18 protein-coding genes and 1 riboswitch are annotated in these 19,117 nt (G+C 68.8%); of the genes, 7 read left to right on the top strand and 11 right to left on the bottom strand.

Going from position 1 to position 19,117, the window contains the following annotated elements:
• Positions 1 to 90 precede the first annotated feature (90 nt).
• The 5 genes from D7316_RS10805 to D7316_RS10785 form a co-directional block, all read right to left on the bottom strand.
• Positions 91 to 729, bottom strand: coding sequence for a transglycosylase family protein (locus D7316_RS10805; protein WP_124708249.1), 639 nt, complete (start codon positions 727 to 729; stop codon positions 91 to 93).
• 5 nt (positions 730 to 734) lie between these two features.
• A riboswitch (cyclic di-AMP (ydaO/yuaA leader) is annotated at positions 735 to 930 on the bottom strand.
• Positions 931 to 1,181: 251 nt separating this feature from the next.
• Complete coding sequence (locus tag D7316_RS10800; RefSeq protein WP_124708248.1) at positions 1,182 to 1,430, bottom strand: MoaD/ThiS family protein; 249 nt, start codon at positions 1,428 to 1,430, stop codon at positions 1,182 to 1,184.
• Positions 1,431 to 1,436: 6 nt separating this feature from the next.
• Complete coding sequence (gene moaA, locus D7316_RS10795; protein ID WP_124708247.1) at positions 1,437 to 2,528, bottom strand: GTP 3',8-cyclase MoaA; 1,092 nt, start codon at positions 2,526 to 2,528, stop codon at positions 1,437 to 1,439.
• Positions 2,525 to 3,073, bottom strand: a complete 549-nt coding sequence (locus tag D7316_RS10790) for a flavin reductase family protein (RefSeq protein ID WP_124708246.1) — start codon at positions 3,071 to 3,073, stop codon at positions 2,525 to 2,527. The genes moaA and D7316_RS10790 overlap by 4 nt, the downstream gene beginning before the upstream one ends.
• Positions 3,070 to 3,279, bottom strand: a complete 210-nt coding sequence (locus D7316_RS10785) for a hypothetical protein (protein ID WP_124708245.1) — start codon at positions 3,277 to 3,279, stop codon at positions 3,070 to 3,072. The genes D7316_RS10790 and D7316_RS10785 overlap by 4 nt, the downstream gene beginning before the upstream one ends.
• Before the next feature lie 231 nt (positions 3,280 to 3,510).
• Between D7316_RS10785 and D7316_RS10780 the strand changes: the two genes are divergently transcribed.
• Complete coding sequence (locus D7316_RS10780) at positions 3,511 to 3,936, top strand: cold-shock protein (RefSeq protein WP_124711253.1); 426 nt, start codon at positions 3,511 to 3,513, stop codon at positions 3,934 to 3,936.
• A 29-nt stretch (positions 3,937 to 3,965) separates the two neighbouring features.
• Here D7316_RS10780 and D7316_RS10775 read toward each other — a convergent pair whose 3' ends face one another.
• Together D7316_RS10775 and D7316_RS10770 are read right to left on the bottom strand one after the other, a co-directional pair.
• On the bottom strand, positions 3,966 to 4,526 hold the full coding sequence (locus D7316_RS10775; protein ID WP_124708244.1) for a DUF2771 family protein: 561 nt from the start codon (positions 4,524 to 4,526) through the stop codon (positions 3,966 to 3,968).
• A gap of 3 nt (positions 4,527 to 4,529) precedes the next feature.
• Entirely contained in the window at positions 4,530 to 6,497 is a 1,968-nt protein-coding gene (locus D7316_RS10770; protein ID WP_124708243.1) for an MFS transporter, read from the bottom strand.
• 122 nt (positions 6,498 to 6,619) lie between these two features.
• Between D7316_RS10770 and D7316_RS10765 the strand changes: the two genes are divergently transcribed.
• Both D7316_RS10765 and D7316_RS10760 read left to right on the top strand, forming a co-directional pair.
• Positions 6,620 to 7,411 carry a DUF3027 domain-containing protein gene (locus D7316_RS10765; RefSeq protein WP_124708242.1) on the top strand — a complete coding sequence of 264 codons (792 nt, stop codon included), beginning with the start codon at positions 6,620 to 6,622 and terminating at the stop codon, positions 7,409 to 7,411.
• Positions 7,408 to 10,215: a sacsin N-terminal ATP-binding-like domain-containing protein gene (locus tag D7316_RS10760; protein ID WP_197718347.1), complete on the top strand. Its 2,808-nt coding sequence runs from the start codon at positions 7,408 to 7,410 to the stop codon at positions 10,213 to 10,215. The genes D7316_RS10765 and D7316_RS10760 overlap by 4 nt, the downstream gene beginning before the upstream one ends.
• On the opposite strand, the gene D7316_RS10755 is transcribed toward D7316_RS10760, so the two are convergent.
• On the bottom strand, positions 10,216 to 10,809 hold the full coding sequence (locus tag D7316_RS10755; protein WP_124708240.1) for a TetR/AcrR family transcriptional regulator: 594 nt from the start codon (positions 10,807 to 10,809) through the stop codon (positions 10,216 to 10,218).
• A 94-nt stretch (positions 10,810 to 10,903) separates the two neighbouring features.
• Here D7316_RS10755 and D7316_RS10750 point away from each other — a divergent pair, with 94 nt between their 5' ends.
• Complete coding sequence (locus D7316_RS10750) at positions 10,904 to 12,046, top strand: acyl-CoA dehydrogenase family protein (protein ID WP_124708239.1); 1,143 nt, start codon at positions 10,904 to 10,906, stop codon at positions 12,044 to 12,046.
• 10 nt (positions 12,047 to 12,056) lie between these two features.
• Here the strand turns inward: D7316_RS10750 and D7316_RS10745 are convergent, their stop codons facing one another.
• The gene (locus D7316_RS10745) at positions 12,057 to 12,851 is read right to left on the bottom strand and encodes a hemerythrin domain-containing protein (RefSeq protein WP_124708238.1); all 795 of its coding nucleotides are present in this window, start codon (positions 12,849 to 12,851) and stop codon (positions 12,057 to 12,059) included.
• A 101-nt stretch (positions 12,852 to 12,952) separates the two neighbouring features.
• The gene (locus D7316_RS10740) at positions 12,953 to 15,121 is read right to left on the bottom strand and encodes an MMPL family transporter (protein WP_124708237.1); all 2,169 of its coding nucleotides are present in this window, start codon (positions 15,119 to 15,121) and stop codon (positions 12,953 to 12,955) included.
• Between the two features lie 111 nt (positions 15,122 to 15,232).
• On the opposite strand from D7316_RS10740, the gene D7316_RS10735 reads away from it, so the two are divergent.
• Genes D7316_RS10735 through D7316_RS10725 form a run of 3 tightly spaced genes read left to right on the top strand, consistent with a single transcriptional unit; the run spans position 15,233 to position 18,243 of the window.
• Entirely contained in the window at positions 15,233 to 15,817 is a 585-nt protein-coding gene (locus D7316_RS10735) for a phosphatase PAP2 family protein (protein ID WP_124708236.1), read from the top strand.
• A gap of 49 nt (positions 15,818 to 15,866) precedes the next feature.
• Positions 15,867 to 17,132 carry an acyl-CoA dehydrogenase family protein gene (locus tag D7316_RS10730; RefSeq protein WP_124708235.1) on the top strand — a complete coding sequence of 422 codons (1,266 nt, stop codon included), beginning with the start codon at positions 15,867 to 15,869 and terminating at the stop codon, positions 17,130 to 17,132.
• Positions 17,133 to 17,169: 37 nt separating this feature from the next.
• On the top strand, positions 17,170 to 18,243 hold the full coding sequence (locus D7316_RS10725) for a phosphotransferase family protein (protein ID WP_124708234.1): 1,074 nt from the start codon (positions 17,170 to 17,172) through the stop codon (positions 18,241 to 18,243).
• A 1-nt stretch (position 18,244) separates the two neighbouring features.
• On the opposite strand, the gene D7316_RS10720 is transcribed toward D7316_RS10725, so the two are convergent.
• The gene (locus D7316_RS10720) at positions 18,245 to 19,093 is read right to left on the bottom strand and encodes an alpha/beta fold hydrolase (protein WP_124708233.1); all 849 of its coding nucleotides are present in this window, start codon (positions 19,091 to 19,093) and stop codon (positions 18,245 to 18,247) included.
• Between the last annotated feature and the right edge of the window lie 24 nt (positions 19,094 to 19,117).

Below are 19,117 nucleotides of genomic sequence, written 5' to 3'. Positions count from 1 at the left end.
GGACCCTTCGAACTGGGGCCATCAGCCATATTCCCCGTCGGTCCGCCGGCCGTGACCGGCCGGCGTCACCTCGACGGTGACTGCTGCGACTCAGGGAGTCGGCAGCTTGTCCTTGTTCTGGTTGAACAGGTTGATCTGATCCGGGGTGAGTTCGTAACCGCTCTTGGCAGCCATCTCCCAGAGGTTCTTGACCTCGGGCGAGATCTTGCCGTTCTCGTGCGCCTTGTCCACCGCGGTGTCGAGCTGCTTCTTCACGTCACCGGTGCTCTTGGCTTCCGGGGTCGCGCCCCAGTTGAACGGTGCGGGCAGCTGCGGGAGCTGCAGCTTCGGAGCCTGCTCGGGAGCGCTGCGCGGGGTCGAGGCCGACAGGCCCGTGCCGCACACCGGCCATGCACCCTTGCCCTGGCTGCCCAGGACACGCTCGGCGACGACGATCTGCTCCTGCTTCGAGGCCTGGTCGGCGCTCGGGGCGAACTCGGTGCCGCCGTGTCCGGCCCACGTGCTCGGGCTGAACTGCAGGCCGCCCTGGTAGCCGTTGCCGGTGTTGATGGCCCAGTTGCCGCCCGACTCGCACTGGGCGACCTGGTTCCACTCGGCGTCGGTGGCGGCGTTGGCCGAACCGGTGCCCAGCATCGCAGCTCCGCCGCCCAGGACGGCTCCGGTGAGAGCGACCTTGGCGAGGGTCTTGGTGGTCGTGGCTGTCGTCGGTTTGCGATGACGTCCGGACATGGTGGTGTTCCTCTCTCCACGCGCCTACGAAGTCAGCTGTCGGGTTCGGGCGAGAGGTGCCCGGTCTCGGCCTGACGTGAATCACGCCGGGACTTAACCCCAAGGACATCGAATCGGTGTCGCAGTGATCCGATGCCCGGTCTCTGTACGGAGGGTGGGTCCCCCGTCCTCGCTCCTAGATGTTTCAGGTGCGTCCCGTAGCGGAGCGAGGTTCGGCGCGGCCGACGGGACGTTATGCATTTGGTTACTTGCTTGTGACCCCCGAGGGCGTCGTTCAGTCACAGTACGACGTCTGCGTGCGCGAATCACGTTGTTGGCAAGCCGATTTTCGGGACCAGAATGGGTCTTTCGACCCAGATTCGGAGTCATCCCTGCTCACGGGGCGATAGTCGACTTGTGTCCATCTCGTTATCGTCCCGTTATGTGAGGAAGCTCACACGCGCGATGTGGCGTCAGCCACCGGCAAACGGGGGCAACACGTCCAGGGTCTTGCACGGGCCCAATCGGACGGCCCGATCGCAGACGGCGATCGAGTCCCGCAGATACGACGACCGTGCCAGCACGCGCTCGAGGTCCGGGTTGGTGCCGGCGAGCGTCGTCTCGAGTTGCCCCAGGGTCGCGTCGTCGTCGACGTCGACGACCGTCGATTCCGTGCCTGCCGCGGCGCGTGCGGCAGCGAAGTACCGGATGGTGATCTGCATCGGGTGTCAGCCCCCGATGGCCGACATCGGCCGGTCGGGTTGATGGAACTCCGGACCGTTCACACCATGACCCGCTGCCTTGACCCACGCGTTGCCGCGCCAGAGATCGGCGATGGCGGCGTCGAGGCGATCGTCGTCGAGGCCACCGCGCAGCAGGGCGCGGAGATCGGTCTCGGATCGGGCGAACAGGCAATTGCGCAGGGCGCCGTCGGCGGTCAGCCTGGTGCGGTCACAGTCACCGCAGAACGGTCGGGTGACCGATGCGATCACCCCGACCCGGGCCGGGTCGCCGTCGAGATCATGGCCGTCGACCAGCCAGGTCGCCGCGGGAGCGCTTCCGCGTGGCCGTGGGTCGGGCAGCAGGGTGAAGCGCGTCCGCAGCGCGGCGAGGATCTCGTCTGCGGTGACCATCGTCGAACGGTCCCACCGATGATCGGCGTCCAGCGGCATCTGTTCGATGATGCGCAGCTGGTAGCCCTGCTCGAGGCAGAAGGCGAGGAGATCGGGCAGTCGGTCGAGGTCGTCGTGCCCGGCCAGCACCGCGTTCACCTTCACAGACCGCAGGTCGCTGCGACGCGCCGCCGCGAGGCCGTCGAGCACGTCGTGCAGGCGGTCGCGGCGGGTGATCTCGGCGAACCGGGCGGGATTGACGGTGTCCAGCGACACGTTGACGCGGTGCAACCCGGCGGCGACGAGGCCGTCGATCCGGCGGGTCAGGCCGAGGCCGTTGGTCGTCATCGCGATCTCGGGTGCCTCCGGCAGGCTCGACACCGCGCCGATCAGATCCTCCAGGTCGCGGCGCAGCAACGGTTCGCCACCGGTGAATCGGATGGCGCGAATGCCCAGGTCACGGACCGCGACGGTGAGTACGCGGATCAGTTCGGGCGTAGTCAGCACATCGTCGGCGGGCAGCCAGTCGAGTCCCTCGGCGGGCATGCAGTACGTACACCGCAGATTGCACCGGTCGGTCACCGACACGCGCAGGTCGCTGACGACCCGACCGAACCGATCCCGCAGCGGGCCGGTCGTCGGCGCATCGGCGACCGCCACCGGATCCGACGACGGGGTGGACGGGAGGCCGAGTGAAACGAGGGTCATGAGCGTTCCCTCAGCGCTTCCAGTGAACGAAAGGTGCTGGCGTGGAACACGAGTGGCTCGACGCCGGGATCGCAGCGCAGCGCCTCTATCCGCAGGAGCACGAGCGTGTGGTCGCCGGCCGGGATCTCGTTGTGCAACGAGCACGACAGGGCGGCGGCCGCATCGGGGATGAACACGGAACCGTCGTCGGTGCCCGACGGGGTGATGCCGGTGAACCTGGCATCGCTGGGGCCGGCCAGTTGGCGGCACAGGTCGGACTGATCGCGGGAGAACACACTCACGCCGATCGCCGGCGCCGAGCGCAGTCGGGGCCAGGTCGTCGACGTGTTCTGGACACACAGCGACACCAGCGGCGGATCGAGGGAGACGGTGGTGAACGCGCTGGCCGCCATCCCGACCAACGCGGAGGTGCCGTCGGGGCCGTCGATGCGACAGGCGACCGCGACGACACCGGACGGGAAGCAGCTGTAGGCGCGCTTGAGCACCGCGGAATCGGTCGCCGGCGCGAGGTCGTCGGCGACGGGCAGAGCGGAATCGAGGCTCATCTGGCCCGCCGTCCCGAGCGCAGCGCGAAGACGAGGCCGAGGACGAACCCGAGGGGTGCGCACATCGTCAGCACGTACACGAAGGTGGGCGCGGTGCCCCCGTCGGTGACCATCGGGGTCACGAACAACGCCACGATCGCGGCGAGGCCGATCGCGAACACGACCCCGGCCGCCTGCAACAGACGCGGGGACGATTGGCTCTTCATGTCTTCCACGGTAGATCACACTCTCGTGGTACGGCGGCCGCGGCGGGTGCGCACCGGGCCGCGGTGAGGTAATCCACGTGTCCGTTCGGAGTCACGTTGGCTAGACTCAAGGGTCATTGGCGCCTCTGCTCATCTGATTGGAGCCGGGCCTCGCATCCGCGAGGCCAGCTTTGAGTCAGATGTGGGGCGCTTTTGTCATGGAACTCCGACGTACAGATGAGGGTGAGCACAGTGCCGACCGGCAAGGTGAAGTGGTACGACGCGGACAAGGGCTTCGGCTTCCTCGCGCAGGACAGCGGTGAGGACGTCTACGTCCGGTCATCCGCGCTTCCCGAGGGCGTTGCCGCGCTGAAGCCGGGGCAACGGGTCGAGTTCGGCATGGCCGCGGGCCGCAGAGGACCTCAGGCGCTGACCGTCACCGTTCTGGAGCCCGCGCCCAGCGTGGCCAAAAACACCCGCGAGGCCGCACGCGAGGCGGCCCGTAAAGAGGTCAAGCGGCACACGCCGGACGAACTGCACGGCATGGTCGCCGATCTGATCACCCTGCTCGAGGGCGCGGTGCAACCGGAACTGCGCAAGGGACGGTATCCCGACCGCAAGACGTCGCAGCGGATCTCCGAGGTCGTGCGCGCGGTCACCCGCGAACTCGAGCACTAACCAGGGCCACGAACCCGACTCCGAACGCGTCAGCGCAGATCCGGGTTGGGCACCTCGAGGTCGTCGGGGGTGGTGTCGGCGGCCAGGTAGCCGCGGGCGATCACGTTGTTGTTGGCGGCATCGGAGATGGCCGAGGGCACCTGGACCTCGATGTTGACCAGGATGCGATCGCGTGTCGAATGCAGCACCGTGGTGTAGGTGGAGTTCGACCGCATCGGCACCGACGTGCCGTCGAGTCCCTGCGGTGTCAGGTACTGGATGACCAGGTTCCACGGCCACTTCGCGATGTCCTCGGACACCGACAACATCACCGACTCACCGACCGGTACCGGCACCCGCTGCACCGTGATGTCGGAGACGTTCGCGGGTTCGCAGTTCTTCAGCAGGACGTCGCACATGCGGGTGGGTTCCACCCGGACGAGCTGATCGCCGACCGCGAGCTGGAGATAGGCGTGATCGTCGTCGGCCGCGTCACCTGACCAGGTGTCCTTGGTCAGCAGCGCGACGGCGCCACCGACGATCACGACGAAGGCGAGGATCACCGCCGCGATGATCGCGAGCGTCTTCTTCTCGGCACTGTTCACATACACGGGTTACGGCCGTCCTGGGTGTTCGGTGTGGCTCGGCATCTTTCGGGTGGGGTCGGCCGCCGGTCCGCGGCGGCCATCCGGCGGGGCCTGGTGCGCCCGGGTGGGGGCGTCGGCGGGGGAGACCCGGCTACTCGGGCGCCGGATGGTGTCGGGCGTCCCCGAGACGCGGATGGCGACCGTCGGCTCGGCATAGTCGGGCCGCTCGCCGCCGATGCCGGGGACCAGCGACGATCCGCGGGTGGTCAGCACCGTCTGCAGCAGTCCGATGCCGAGCAGCACCGCGACGACGGTGAACCCGATCCACAGCGTGGTCGGGAGCAGTACGCCGAGGGTGGCGCCGAACACCCAGCCCAGTTGCAGGACGGTCTCCGACCGGCCGAACGCCGATGCCCGGGACTCCTCCGGCAGATCGTCCTGGATGGACGAGTCCAGGCACACCTTGCCGATCGCACTGGTTCCCGATGCGACGAACGCGGCGACCGTGGCGACGACGATGTTGCCGAAGACGGCGGCCAGGGCGGCGACGACGAAACATGCCGCGGTGCACCACAGCACGATCTTCGGGGGATTCTTCAGCTCCATCCGGGTGCCCAGGCCGTTGCCGATCATGTTGCCGACTCCGGCAGCGGCGCCGACAGCGCCCAACAGCACCAGCTGTGTCCAGTCGGAGTGCACGTCCTGCTGGGCCTTCGCGTAGAACGCGATGTAGAGGGTCAGGAACCCGGTCAGGATGCGGATGGTCGCGTTGCCCCACAGTCCGGCGACGACCTTGCGACCCAACGGCTGTCGCATCTTGGCGGCCAGCTCGGAAGCCGTCTCGCGGGCGCCTTTGCGTCCCCCGGACCCGGGCTTCGGAGCCGAGGCCGTGTGGTGGTTGCCGTGGTAGGTGAGCGTCGTCGGGATCTCACCTTCGGTCACCTCCACCCACGACGGGATGCGCATGCACAGCCACGCACCCACCGCGGCGATGACCGCCAACCACGCCATCGCGCCAGGGATGTGCACGGGCAGGACCTTGGCCAACAACAACTCGAAGAACGCCGCGACCGCGCCACCGATGATGGTGCCGCCGATGAGGCCGAAGGTGGTGAGCCGCGAATTGACCCGTGGCAGGTCGATCGTCGGCGGGACGACGCGGGGCGTGACCGCGGATTTGAGCACCCCGAACGACTTCGACAGCACCAGCAGTCCCAGCGCACACGGATAGAGGACCCACGGGTCGTATTGCAACTGCTGCGTGGTCGCGTCCCACGACGAGTTCGCCAGGATGAGCAGGGCCAGCACCACCCGCAGACCGAAGGTCGTCGCCATGGCGATGCGCCGGCCATGCTGCAAGCGGTCGAGCATGGGTCCGATCAGCGGCGCGATCAGTGCGAACGGCGCGATGGTCAGTGCGAGGTACAGGCCGACGTTGGTCTTGGACTCGCCGGTCGCCGCGGCGAAGAACAACGTGTTGGCCAGCGCGACGGCCATCGCCGCGTCGACCGCGAAGTTCGCGATCACCGGCAGGGTCAGCGCGGTGAGGCCGGATCGATCCGCGCCGTCGGCGGTCGCGGCGCGATAGATCTTGCCGATGCCGCGACCGGTCAGTTCGCGGCTGCGCATCGCGGCGACCCGCGCGACGGTGATCTTCTTGGGAATCCCGGTACCCGCCGAGCCGGCGGTGGGCATCGCCTTGGTGGTGCCGATCCGTTCGGTCGCGCCGTCGTCATCGTGGTCATCGAGCGGTGGCAGATGGGGATTGTGCGTGCGCGGCGGGAGATAGGCGTGGTCGCCGCGACCGCGTCCGGTGGCCGGGCGATGGGTCGTCCGACCCTCGTCGGCCGGGTAATTCGCGGTTCCCGGGTGCTGTCGACGGCTGCGGCGGTCGTCATCGTCACCTGCGCCGACATCGCGACCCGCGCCGCGGGGGTCTGGCCCCGCCGGTTCACTTCGCTCCCCTCGAGGGAAGCGGGGACTGGGTCGGTTCACAACGCCAATTGTTCCTCATCCCCCCGACTCGGTGTCGGCACGGCTGTCTCCCGCGCGTTGTCCGCGGTTCGAAAGTGCCGGGTCGGTGCCGCCGACCTCGTGCGGTGTTGCACACTTGTACCGTGACTCTTGCATTCGACGGTGACCGGCTGCTCGCCGCTGTCGACGTGGCGCGCACCGCGCTCGTCGACGACGGGCAACAACCTGGTGCGCACCTGGAGAGCACCCTCGAGGGTGACTGGGCGGTGGCCCACTATTTCGAGGCGGACCTCGCGGGCTACCGCGGCTGGCAGTGGTGTGTCGTGTTGGCGGGCTCGCCCGGAACCGACGACATCACCGTCAGCGAGATGGTGCTGCTGCCGGGCGAGGGATCACTGCTCGCGCCGAATTGGGTGCCGTGGAACGAGCGCGTCGCGGCCGGCGACCTCACTCCGGGCGATGTCCTGGCGGCCGACCCGGATGACCGGCGCCTGGTTCCGAATCAGATCGACACCGGTGACGAGTTCCGCTTCGACTCCGAGGAGGTCGATCCCGACGAGATCGGCCAGATCGCCGGTGAGCTCGGTCTCGGTCGCCGGCGGCTGCTGAGCCCCGAGGGACGCGACGATGCGGCGCAGCGGTGGTACGACGGCGATTTCGGGCCGCACACCGACATGGCCGCTGCAGCCGCCTTCTCCTGCGCGACCTGCGGCTTCTACATCCCGCTCGCCGGTGCACTGCGACCGGCGTTCGGCGTCTGCGCCAACGAGTACGCGGCCGACGGCCACGTGGTCGCCGCCGACTACGGCTGCGGTGCCCATTCCGACGTCGCGGCACCGGCCGGCAACGGATCGCCCGCATACGACGCCTATGACGACGGCGCACTCGAGATCGTCAGCGTCGCCGCGGGCGCCGGTGGGGATGCGACGCCCTGACCGACACGGCGCCGGACGCGGTTGCCGACCCGTTCGGGCTCGGTGAGCTGCGCGCCGCCACCCTGGACGCCTGGCGTGCCTCGCCGACCCGATTCGCGGAAGACAGTGCCGCCGAACACGATCTGGTCACCGTCGGCTACCGCGATCGGCTGTTCACCGAACTCGCGGCCAATGCTGCCGACGCCGCCACCGCCGCGGGGACGACGGGGCGCCTCGCCATCTGGGTTGACGGCAGCGCCCTGCACGTCGCCAACACCGGTGCGCCCCTGACCATTCGGGGCGTGCGCTCACTGCTGGCGCTGCGGGTGTCGGCAAAACCGGACGAGCCCGGCCCGTCCGGTGTCGGCAGATTCGGTGTCGGCTTCACCGCGACCGCCGCCGTCGCCGACCGCGTCGAGGTCCGCTCGACGACGGGATCGCTGATCTTCGACCGTGCCTCGACCTCGCAGGCCGTGGGGGCATCGGCCCCTGAGGCGCGGGACGCCGGGGGGTCGCGGAGGGCACCGACGACCGGCCCGGCGCCGCTGCTCCGGCTCGCCTGGCCCGACGAGACCCCACCGGCCGCCGGCTTCGACACCGAGATCATCCTGTACCTGCGTGATGCCACCGCCGCGGATTCCCTTGTGGCCACGGCGTCGGCGCAGGCCACCGACCTGCTCCTGGAACTCGACGCACTTGCCGAGATCGTAGTCGCCGAGACGGTGACGACCATTCGTCGGGACGGTGCGGAGCCGGACACGCGTGCGGTGCGCGTCGCCGTCTCGGCCACCGCACCAGACGGTCACCGCGAGCGCACCTGGATCGAGTCGTCGCACGCCGGGACCCGATGGCTGGTCGAGATCGAGGGCGCCGGACCGGTCATCGCCGAACGCGACGTCCTGCGTGCACCGACGCCCACCGACATCGAGTTGTCGTTGCCCGCCCGCTGCATCACCGATCTGGCACTCACCCCCGATCGGCGAAATCTCCACCCGGATGCCGATATCTCCACGGCGGCAACAGGTTACAGTGACCTGGTCGGAGCACTTGCGCGGCAGTGGCGGCCACTGCTCATCCCGGACACCACGCGCGTCCGCAACCGCGACGACGCGACCCTGATCGAGGCGGTCCTCGATGAGTTGCGGGAGAGTGTCTGGCTTCCCGCCGCCGATGACGGCGACCTCGTCCCGAGCCGGGCGGTGGTGCTGGCGGATCTGACCGACGAGCTGGCCGGTGTGCTGGCGCCGATCATGGGCGACCTCGCCCACCCGGATGTGTCCGAGCGGCGCCACCTCACGGCGCTACGGTCCGTCGGCGTCACCGAGATGGGACTCGCCGACCTCGCCGAGCGGCTCATCGGGACCGAACACGACCCGGCCTGGTGGCGGGACCTCTACGCCGCGTTGGCGCCACTGGTCACCACCTCGATCGACGCCGAGGAACTCGGCACGCTGCCGATCCCGCGCTCCGACGGACGGATGAACATCGGTGCGCGAGGCCTGTTCGTGACCGGCGCCATCGACACCGCCGTCCGCTGGATTCCCACCGTCGCATCCGCCGCCTACCATCCGCTCGTGGAACGATTGGGCGCACAGTCGATCTCGGTCACCGATGCACTCGCCGACCCTGCCCTCGCGCATCTGACGGAGCATGCCGACGACGACGAACTCGCTCCGATCGCCCACGAGGTGTTCGCGCTGCTCGCGGCGGATACGGCTGCGGCCGTGCCGGAATGGTTGTCGGCCCTGCCGATTCCCGATCAGGACGGCGAGTTGCGACCCGCCGACGAGCTCCTGCTCCCGGACAGCCCGCTGGGTGCGGTGCTGATCGACGACGCCCCGTTCGGTGTGGTCGATGCCGACCTGGTCGCGCAGGTCGGGTCCGACGCCCTGCGACGCATCGGGGTCGGCTGGGGCTTCCTCACGGTCATCGACGACCTCCCGGTCGCCGCCGATCACGACCTGCCCGACGAGGACGAGTGGTGGAACCTTCACGAGCAACCTCCGGAAACCCTTGCTGCAGTCCGTGACCTGGACCTCGTCGACGAGCGTCGGTGGTCCGAGGCGCTGACCCTCCTGGCCGCCGACGACACGATCGCGCCTCTCCTGGCCGACCGTTCCGGCTACACCGCATGGTGGCTCCGGCATCACGCGGTCGTCGACGGTCACCCGCTGGGGTGGTACCGGGCACCGTCGGACGCCTCCGTCGAGGGTGTACGCGATGTCCTCGACCATCCGCACGCCGACGCGCTGCGCGCCGCCCTCGGCGGCCTCGACGTCGAGTCGGCGCGCGACGCCGACACGCTTCTCGACCATCTGGCCGACCCGGCACGACGGATCGCGCCCGGGGTGGCCGCCGACGTGCACGCCGCGATCGTGTCGGCCGCTCGCCGGGGCACCTACGATCCTGCGGATCTCAATGTCCCGCAGGGTGTTCGCGTCGCGACCGGCAGCGTGGTGGAACGCGCAGTGGTGCTCGACAGCCCGTGGCTGATCCAGGCGCTCGATCCCGACCAGCTGGTGCTGATCGGCGGTCATCCGGATGACGAGGCGACCGAGATCCTCGCGGAGATCCTCGATATCGCGACGGCGGGCGAGGAGTTGCGGGCCGTGGTGCGCGACGAGGGGGCCGCCGCCGCCTCGACGTCGACCGAGGCGGTGCTGTTCTCCGCACTCTGGGGTCGCGACGTCGGGCACGGGGAGGTACGACTGCACGCCGAACTCTGGGTTCGACTGCGACGCAACGGGGCCGACCACGATGTCCGCGTTCCATGGTGGGTGGACCAGCGTGGGGTCACCCACCTCGAACGACGGACCGTCGGCTGATCAGGCGGGGCCTGCGATGATGCCGGTGGTGAGGATCGACGCGAGCTGGCGGTAGGCGCTGGCGTCGTCGAGGCCGGTCGCGGTCGCGACCTCGCGGCGCTGGATGCGACTCATCATCGACGCGGCGAGGTCGGCGGCGAAGGCGGCGTCGATGTCGCGGAAGTCGCCGGCGGCCACGCCCTCGGAGATCAGTTGCTGGACGCGATGAGCGGCTGCTGCGGTGTTGCGTTCGTAGAGTTCGCGGGTCGGCCCGAATGCGTGGAGATCGGCCATGAACCTCTCCGACGCCGGGGCGAGTGCATCGCCGACCGCGACCAGATAGGTGATCACCCGCTCGCGTGCCCCGGATTCCTGCGCGACGCTCGCCTCGACGTGGTCGGTGGCGGTGCGGAAGAAGTGTGTGACGGTCTTGATGACGAGCTGCTCCTTGCTGTCCGCGAGGGTGTACAGCGTCGACTTGGAGCACCGCAGCCGTGCCGCGAGATCGGCCACTCCCAGGTGGGCGAAGCCCTCGTCGAGCAGCAGGCCGAGCAGGGAGTCGAAGAGATCACCGCGGCGTCGTGTCGCGAAACGGGTGCGGTCGGCGCGGGTCATCCGGCGGTTCCTCCCTCGGCGGTGTTCTGCTCGTCGCCACAATAGTACTATGGTTGGTACCTGAGTACTGTTTCTGTTCCCTGTGGAGGTTCTGATGGCGGTCGATCGACTCCTGCCCACCGACGAGGCGTACGACCTCATCGCGCTCACCCGGGACTTCGCCGACAAACGGCTGGCCCCGGTCGCCGACGAGTACGAGAAGGCGGAGAAGTACCCGGAGGGGCTGTTCGCCGAGATGGGGGAGGCCGGCCTGCTCGGGCTCCCGTATCCCGTCGAGTGGGACGGCGGCGGCCAACCCTACGAGGTCTATCTGCAGGTGCTCGAGGAACTCGGCGCCCGATGGGCGGCCGTCGCCGTCGCGGTCAGTGTGCACGGGTTGGCCTGTCACCCGCTGTTCAACTTCGGTACCGAGGAGCAGAAGCAGCAGTGGCTCCCGGATCTGTTGAACGGCAGAATCATCGGCGCGTACAGCCTCTCCGAACCGCAGGCCGGGTCGGACGCCGCGGCCCTGACGTGCAAGGCCACCGCCGTCGAGGGTGGGTATCGCGTCAACGGCGCGAAGGCCTGGATCACCCACGGCGGCATCGCCGATGTCTACAACGTCTTCGTCCGCACCGGTGAGGGTTCGAAGGGCATCAGCTGCCTGCTCGTGCCGCGGGATTCCGACGGGCTGACCTTCGGCAGGCCCGAGGAGAAGATGGGCCTGCACGCGGTGCCGACCACGTCGGCCACCTACGACGACGCCCTCATCTCCGATGAACGTCTGCTCGGCGCCGAGGGGGAGGGTCTGACCATCGCGTTCTCCGCACTCGACTCCGGGCGTCTGGGTATCGCCGCGGTCGCGACGGGCCTCGCGCAGGCCGCCCTGGACGCCGCCGTGGACTACGCGCAGGAGCGAACGGCATTCGGCCGCAAGATCATCGATCATCAGGGTCTGAGTTTTCTGCTGGCCGACATGGCGGCCGCGGTGGATTCGGCGCGGGCGACCTATCTCGACGCGGCCCGCCGCCGTGACGCGGGGCGCCCCTACTCCCGCGCCGCGGCGACCGCCAAACTCGTTGCGACCGATGCCGCGATGAAGGTGACCACCGACGCCGTCCAGGTGCTCGGCGGCTACGGCTACACCCGGGACTTCCGGGTCGAGCGCTACATGCGCGAGGCAAAGATCACGCAGATCTTCGAGGGCACCAACCAGATCCAGCGACTTGTGATCGGGCGGTCGCTGGCGACGCGCTGACGCCCGTGCTTCAGTGCGTGGCGTCGGGGTGATAGCGGAATGCGCGACGATCGGCTCGGCGGAACGACCGTGAGCCGAGCTTTGCGAACAGCCACAGGGGCCGCGGAATGCGCGGCCGGAGAATGCCGAGGGTGTCGTCGTCGAGTCCCTTGAGCATCCAGGGAGCCAGGCGCAGAGCATCTCTGAGGGACGAGTCCTCGCCGAACTTCTCCTCCAGCTCCGTCCACTCGTCGACGGTCAGGTGCTGCTGGATCAGCGTCAGCGCGTCGTTCTCCTCGTGCGCGAGATGTGCGGCGAGGTGGTCGTGGGTCTCGGCCAGCACACGTGACAGCTCGGCACGCGCATCGGCGTCGGCACCGGCGGCCATCGTCGCGAATCCCGCGTCGCAGGCCTCGAGCAGCGGGTCGATCATCCCGTGCTCGGCTTCCATCGCGTCGAGTACGGCCCGCTCGGCGGAGGTGCAGCGGCTCTCCAGCATGGGCCAGATCCACGCGTCCTCACCCGCATGATGGTGGTGGAGGATCTCCCGGAACACCGACCAGCGTGCCTGCAGCGCGCGCCAGGTGGTGTGGTCGGGGACGGGCGTGTGCGGAACCGCCTCGGCGAACTCCGCGAGGTCGCGCCGGAAACCGTGGTGGGCGAGGTACATCATGAACGGGTCGAGCGGGCCGTCGGGGGCCGCGGCCTGGCCGGGCAGCCGGAGCTGGTCGACGGTCGGTTCACCGGTCTCGGGGATGCGGGCGTGCGAGCCACGGAGGGCGGACGCGGGGGTGGGGTCGGTGTCGGCGGTGTGCGTGGTGGTCATCTCGGGATTCCTCGGTTCGGGTGGGCTGTCCCCGTCGTGTTCGGGGCCTCAACAGATTCGGACATGGCGCTTGGGCCTCACTTGGAGCGCACTTGTGCGCGTCAGGCGGGCGTGAGTTTTCTGTCCGGCTCGACGTCGGGGGAGTCTTCGCCGGGCGCGGCCGGTATGCCGGAGTCGTCGTCTGCCGTCTCGAGTCCGATGTGCGGCAGCATGCGGTCCAGCCAGGTCGGGAGCCACCAGTTGGCACGCCCGAGCAGCGACATCGTTGCCGGTACGAGGACCATCCGCACCAGCGTGGCGTCGAGGAAGACCGCCACCGCCATCCCCAGACCCAGCATCTTCATCAGGATGTCGGTCTCGGTGGCAAAGCTCAGGAACACGGCGACCATGATCGCCGCGGCGGTGGTGATGACCCGGCCCGTCTTGGCGAGTCCGCTGATCACGCTGGCGCGCGCGTCCCCGGACGCCAGCCAGTCCTCGCGGATGCGGGACAGCAGGAAGACCTCGTAGTCCATCGACAGGCCGAACAGGATCGCGAAGACGAGGATCGGTACCCAACTCGACACCGCGATCGGATGGTCGACACCCAGCAGCGACAGGCCCCAACCCCACTGGAACACCGCGGTGATCACCCCGTACGCGGCTGCGACGGACAGGAGGTTCATGGCGGCGGCCTTGATCGGGACGACGACCGATCGGAACAGGACGGTGAGCAGGACGACCGACGCGGCGACGACGAAGCCGATCACCAGCCACAGCCTGCGTTGCAGCATCTGCGAGATGTCGTCGTAGTACGCGGTCTCACCGGCGAGGATGGCGCCGTCGGGGATGCGGTCGCGAATGCCGTCGAGGACGTCGCCGGTGGCCGCGTCCGCCGGGTCGTGACCGATGGTGATCGGCACGATGTCGAGTGCGCGGTCCGGTGATTCGGTGATCGGTGCGACCGCGGTCACCCCGGGAATCTGCGCGACGGCGGTCATGGCCGCCGACAGTTCGTCCCGGTCGACACCCTGCGTCGGGGCGACCACGACGACGTCGGCGTTGGTGCCCGCACCGAACTCGGCGGCCAGCAGGTCGTGCGCACGGCGGGTGGTCAGTTCGCTCGACTGTGCACCCGAATCCGACGGCCAGGTCCGCATGGCGACGGCCGGAGCGGCGAGGGTGACCATCACGATCAGCGCGAGCAGGACCGCGACGACCGGTCGCCGGCCGACCCTTCCGGCCCACCGTGCGGTGAGGGGCATGCGATCGGTGTTCTCGGTGATCATCGCGCGCCGTGCCGTGCGCGGCACGATCCGGCGACCGGAGACCCGACACAGCGCGGGCACCACGACGAGGGTGGCGCCGAGCATCGCGATCACCGCGATCGCGGTCGCGAAGCCGAACGACGAGTAGGTGGGTAGTCCGGCGAGTCGCAATCCCATCAGTGAGACCAGCACGGTGGTCGCGGCGAACACCGCGGAGCGTCCCGCGGTGGCGACGGCCCGGGCGGCCGCCTCGACCGGGGTGTGACCCCGCCGCAGGAACTCGACATGCCGGCTGACCACCAGCAGCGCGTAGTCGATCCCGACGCCGAGGCCGACCATGCTCGCGACCATGGGTGCCGTCGGACTGACGTTGATGATCCCGGCGAGCAGGGTGATGCCGGCCGAGCCGGCGATCAGTCCGGCGATCGCGGTGGCGATCGGCAAACCGGCGGCTATCACCGAGCCGAAGGCGAACACCATGATCAACAGGGCCAGCGCGATGCCGATGACCTCGGCGTGGCCCTTGATCGGCGCCGCAGCGGTCTCGGGGACCGATCCGTTCATCTCGACTCGCAGGCCGGCATCGCGGGTGGGGGTGATCGCCGCGGTCAGTCCGTCCGCGTTGCCCATGATGGAGCGATCGGTGACCGGGACGTCGTAGCCGACCGTGAGGACCGCGGTGTCGCGGTCGGCGCTGAACCGAGCGTCGGTGACGGTGGCCACGTGATCCATGTCGCCGAGGCGGTCGCGCAGTCCGCTGATCGCCGATGCCGGGATGGTGCCGTCGTCGGCGTGCACGACGATGCGCGCGAACGCGTTTCCGGCACCCGGCACATGCTCGCGCAGGAGTTCGATCCCGGCCTGCGACGGCGTGCCGGTGACGTCCCAGTTCTCCTGGGTCTCGCCGCCGAACGCCGACGAAGCGGCCAGGAGGACGGCCAGCGCGGCGGCGAAGCCGAGCAGAGCACGGATCGGATGCGCCGCGGCGGCGTGCCCGATCCGATACAGCAGGGTGGTGTGCATGAGTCGTCCTTCCGGTCGGGATGTCACGGCTAGGGTGGAATCCGTGACTTGCGGATCGCTTGGCGGTGACTTGAGGGCGCGCCCACGGACCGGCCGATCGGATGCGGACAGATGTTTCTGAGTCCGAACGGCTTCGACCGCGCGATCACCGACACCGTGGTCGACGGCCGCACGGGTCTGCTCACCGATCTCGCGCTGGTCATCACGGCAACCGGCAACACGCTCGTGCTCTCGACGATCGTGGTGATGGTCTGCATCGGACTCGCCGTGTACCGCGCCTACCCCGAGGCGATTCTGGTGGGGGCAGGCTCGCTGGTCGGATACCTGCTCATGGTGGGTCTCAAGCACCTGTTCGCACGACCGCGCCCGCCGACGGTCGACCGCCTGCTCGACATCGACACCTACTCGTTTCCGTCGGGCCACGCGATGATGAGCACGATCGTGTTCGGGTTGCTGGCCGTGGCGGCCTTCCGGCTGAGTGCGTGGGTGCGCGCCCACCCGATCGTGCTGCTGCTCGCGCCCGCCGGGGCCATTGCGATCGGGTGCACTCGGGTGTATCTGGGTGTGCACTGGACCACCGACGTGCTGGCGGGATGGTTGATCGGTGCCGTGTGGGTGGCCGGGTGTGCCTGGCTGTGTGCGCGCCGGGCGCCGATGCCACGGCGACAGCGTCTGGCCGACCGCGCACAGCGCTGAGAGCGGGATTCGCCGCATCCATCGTTTCCGACCGACTAGCGTCGCGGGTATGGATTTCGCTCCCTCCGCGCGGTCGGCAGAGTTGACCGCACGCGTGCGCACGTTCATGGCCGACGAGATCACGCCCGTCGAAGGTGAGGTGCATCGCGACATCGCCCGACGCCGGGAGAGTGGCGAGGACCGGTGGACGCCGCCTCCCATCCTGAGCGATCTCAAGGCCAGGGCCCGAGCCGCGGGCCTGTGGAATCTCTTTCTGCCCAAGGAACATGCGGGACGCTACGCGGCGGACTTCGGCACCGACGGCGGCGAAGGTCTCACCAACATCGAGTACGCGCCGATTGCGGAGGCCATGGGCTCGTCGATGCTGGCCCCGCTCGTGTTCAACTGCAATGCCCCCGACACCGGCAACATGGAGGTGCTGCTGCGTTACGGCTCCGAGCCGCAGCGAGAGCAGTGGCTGGAGCCGCTGCTCAGGGGTGAGATCCGCAGTGCCTTCTGCATGACCGAGCCCGACGTGGCGTCGTCGGACGCGACCAACATGGCCGCCACCGCGATCCCCGACGGCGACGACGTGATCATCAACGGGACCAAGTGGTTCTCCACGGGCGTCGGCAATCCCGAGTGCAAGATCCTCATCTTCATGGGTGTCACCGACGCAACCGCCGACCGGCACGCGCGACACACGATGGTGCTCGTGCCCATCGACACCCCGGGGGTGACCGTCGACCGCATGCTCACCACCATGGGCTACTTCGACGAACCGCTCGGGCACGGCGAGGTCTCGTTCGATGACGTGCGGGTGCCGGCGTCGAATGTCCTGCTCGGTCCGGGCCGGGCGTTCGAGATCGCGCAGGGGCGGCTGGGTCCCGGTCGTGTCCATCACTGCATGCGGGCCATCGGTCTCGCCGAGCGCGCGCTCGAGCTCGGCGTCCGTCGCTCGTTGGAGCGCACCGCATTCGGGCGGCCGCTGGCCAAGCTCGGCGGCAACAGCGAACGAATCGCCGACGCGCGCATCGCCATCAACCGATCACGGCTCCTGGTGTTACACGCGGCCTGGCTCCTCGATCAGGGGCGAGCGGAGGGGATATCCGCAGAGGCGGTGTCGGCGGTGAGCGAGATCAAGGTGGAGGTGCCGAACATGGCGCTCGACGTCATCGACCTCGCGATCCAGTTGCACGGCGGTGCCGGCCTCACCGACGACTTCCCGCTCGCGGCATCGTGGGTCGGCGCGCGCGCCCTGCGGCTGGCGGACGGGCCGGACGAAGTGCACCGCGGTGTCGTCGCGCGGATCGAGTTGGGGAAGTATCGCGGATGAGTCGCGATGGATCGTGTCGGAGTCGGAGGGAGACAACATGAGCAGTCAGGTGGCGGGTGCCAGGGCGGTACGGGACGAGGACGCGTTCGACGTCGAGCGGGTCGCGCAGTGGTTGCGCGCGAATGCGGACGATGCGACCGGGCTCGACGGCACGCCGGAGGTCCGTCAGTTCTCCGGCGGCGCTTCGAATCTCACGTTTCAACTGACCTATCCGGACCGGCAGGTCATCCTCCGGCGGGCGCCGAAGGGCACCAAGGCGCGGGGCGCGCACGACATGGGCCGCGAGTTCCGGATCCAGTCCAAGCTCTCTGGCGTGTTGCCCTACGTCGCGCCGATGGTTGCGTTCTGCGACGACGACTCGGTGCTGGGCGCCGACTTCTACGTGATGGGCAAGATCGATGGTGTCATCCCCGGCAAGGAGTGGCCCGCCGACGTCCCGCTGTCGGAGGATCAAGCGCGTCGGCTGTGCTTCGCCTTCATCGATGTGCTCGTCGAGCTCCACTCGGTGGATGTCGCGGCGGCCGGACTCACCGATCTCGGCAAGGGACTCGGGTATGTCCGGCGTCAGGTCGAGGGTTGGTCGACCCGGTTCCGCAATGCGCGCACCGACGATGCGCCCGATTACGAATCGGTGATGGCGTGGCTCGCCGAGAATCAGCCCGACGATGTCGCGAATTGCGTCATCCACAACGACTACAAGCTCGACAACGTCGTGTTGGCCCCTGACGACGTGACGCGCGTGATCGGCATCCTCGACTGGGAGATGGCCACGTTGGGCGACCCGCTGATGGATGTCGCCGGATCGCTCGCCTACTGGGTGCAGGCCGACGACGACGATCGGCGACAGATGATGCGTCGTGTGCCGACCAACCTCCCCGGCATGATCACCCGCGCGGAGTTTGTCGAATACTATTGTCAGCGCATGGGTTTCGAGATGACGCCGGAGCGTTGGCGCTGGTACGAGGTGTTCGGTTTCTTCCGTTCCGCGGTGATCGCCCAGCAGATCTACTACCGCTACTACCACGGTCAGACCACCAACGAGGCCTTCGCGATGCTCGGAGGTGCCGTCCACCTCATCGACGAGGAGATCACGCGGCTGATCGCGAGGTGATTCACCTGCCGGCGGCGGGAACCCGGGTCAGGAATGCCCCGATCTCCCGCGCCACCTCGGCCGGCTGATCGAGCATCGACAGCACGTAGGCGTCGTGGACCTCGGCGTACCGGGCGTTGGGGATCAGCTCGGCGAGACGGCGTCCGTGTTCCGGCGGCATCACCCGGTTCTCCGGTGACCACAACACCAGGGCGTCGCCGCGGAAGCCGGCCAGTGCCTCGGTGTCGCGGATGAGGGCGGCGTGATCGTGCCGGGTTGCGGCGTACTTCTCCAGGTCTCGCCGGACTCCCGGGTTCGTCAGGGACGGGTCGGTCCACCGTTGGACGACGTCGTCGGGGATCGGACGCCGCACCATCCAACCGAACAGCAACGGCGTGCGACGCAGCCACCCTATGCGGAGCTGGCGGGCCGCGAGGGTGATGCCGCCCGGGAGTTTGGTTGCCAGAGTGGCCATCCGGCCGGGCAGCCCGGGTGGGAAGTTCTCGAAGGCCTCGCAAGGCAGGACGACCATCGCACTCACCCGGTCGTCCCGACCGATCGCGGTGAGGAAGAGTCCACCGCCCCAGTCGGCGTGGACGAGCGTCACGTCGTGCAGGTCGAGGGCGTCGAGGAAGTCGGCGACCAGATCGACCATTCCGGGTAGTGCGAGGTCGGCATCCGGATTCATCGGCACCCGGTGTCCGCCGAGCGGCAGGATCGGTCGGATGTACCGGAAGCCGTCGGGAAGAAGGGGAAGTGTGGTGTCCCAGAGCGTCTCGTCCATGAACAGACCGTGGAGGAGGACGACGGGCGGCCCCTCGCCGTCGTCGGTGTACTCGATCGGACCCGCGGGCACGTGAACCTGCTGCATGATGACCTCCCGATTGCTGGAACG

Source organism: Gordonia insulae (assembly GCF_003855095.1).
GTDB classification, from domain to species: domain Bacteria; phylum Actinomycetota; class Actinomycetes; order Mycobacteriales; family Mycobacteriaceae; genus Gordonia; species Gordonia insulae.
The sequence above is the reverse complement of the archived record's forward strand: the minus strand, read 5'-3'. Positions and strand labels throughout refer to the sequence as shown.

Bases quoted from the DNA above. Each gene is read 5' to 3' on its own strand.
- D7316_RS10805 (WP_124708249.1), bottom strand. From the start codon at position 729: ATGTCCGGACGTCATCGCAAACCGACGACAGCCACGACCACCAAGACC.
- D7316_RS10800 (WP_124708248.1), bottom strand. From the start codon at position 1,430: ATGCAGATCACCATCCGGTACTTCGCTGCCGCACGCGCCGCGGCAGGC.
- moaA (WP_124708247.1), bottom strand. From the start codon at position 2,528: ATGACCCTCGTTTCACTCGGCCTCCCGTCCACCCCGTCGTCGGATCCG.
- D7316_RS10790 (WP_124708246.1), bottom strand. From the start codon at position 3,073: ATGAGCCTCGATTCCGCTCTGCCCGTCGCCGACGACCTCGCGCCGGCG.
- D7316_RS10785 (WP_124708245.1), bottom strand. From the start codon at position 3,279: ATGAAGAGCCAATCGTCCCCGCGTCTGTTGCAGGCGGCCGGGGTCGTG.
- D7316_RS10755 (WP_124708240.1), bottom strand. From the start codon at position 10,809: ATGACCCGCGCCGACCGCACCCGTTTCGCGACACGACGCCGCGGTGAT.
- D7316_RS10750 (WP_124708239.1), top strand. From the start codon at position 10,904: ATGGCGGTCGATCGACTCCTGCCCACCGACGAGGCGTACGACCTCATC.
- D7316_RS10745 (WP_124708238.1), bottom strand. From the start codon at position 12,851: ATGACCACCACGCACACCGCCGACACCGACCCCACCCCCGCGTCCGCC.
- D7316_RS10740 (WP_124708237.1), bottom strand. From the start codon at position 15,121: ATGCACACCACCCTGCTGTATCGGATCGGGCACGCCGCCGCGGCGCAT.
- D7316_RS10735 (WP_124708236.1), top strand. From the start codon at position 15,233: ATGTTTCTGAGTCCGAACGGCTTCGACCGCGCGATCACCGACACCGTG.
- D7316_RS10730 (WP_124708235.1), top strand. From the start codon at position 15,867: ATGGATTTCGCTCCCTCCGCGCGGTCGGCAGAGTTGACCGCACGCGTG.
- D7316_RS10725 (WP_124708234.1), top strand. From the start codon at position 17,170: ATGAGCAGTCAGGTGGCGGGTGCCAGGGCGGTACGGGACGAGGACGCG.
- D7316_RS10720 (WP_124708233.1), bottom strand. From the start codon at position 19,093: ATGCAGCAGGTTCACGTGCCCGCGGGTCCGATCGAGTACACCGACGAC.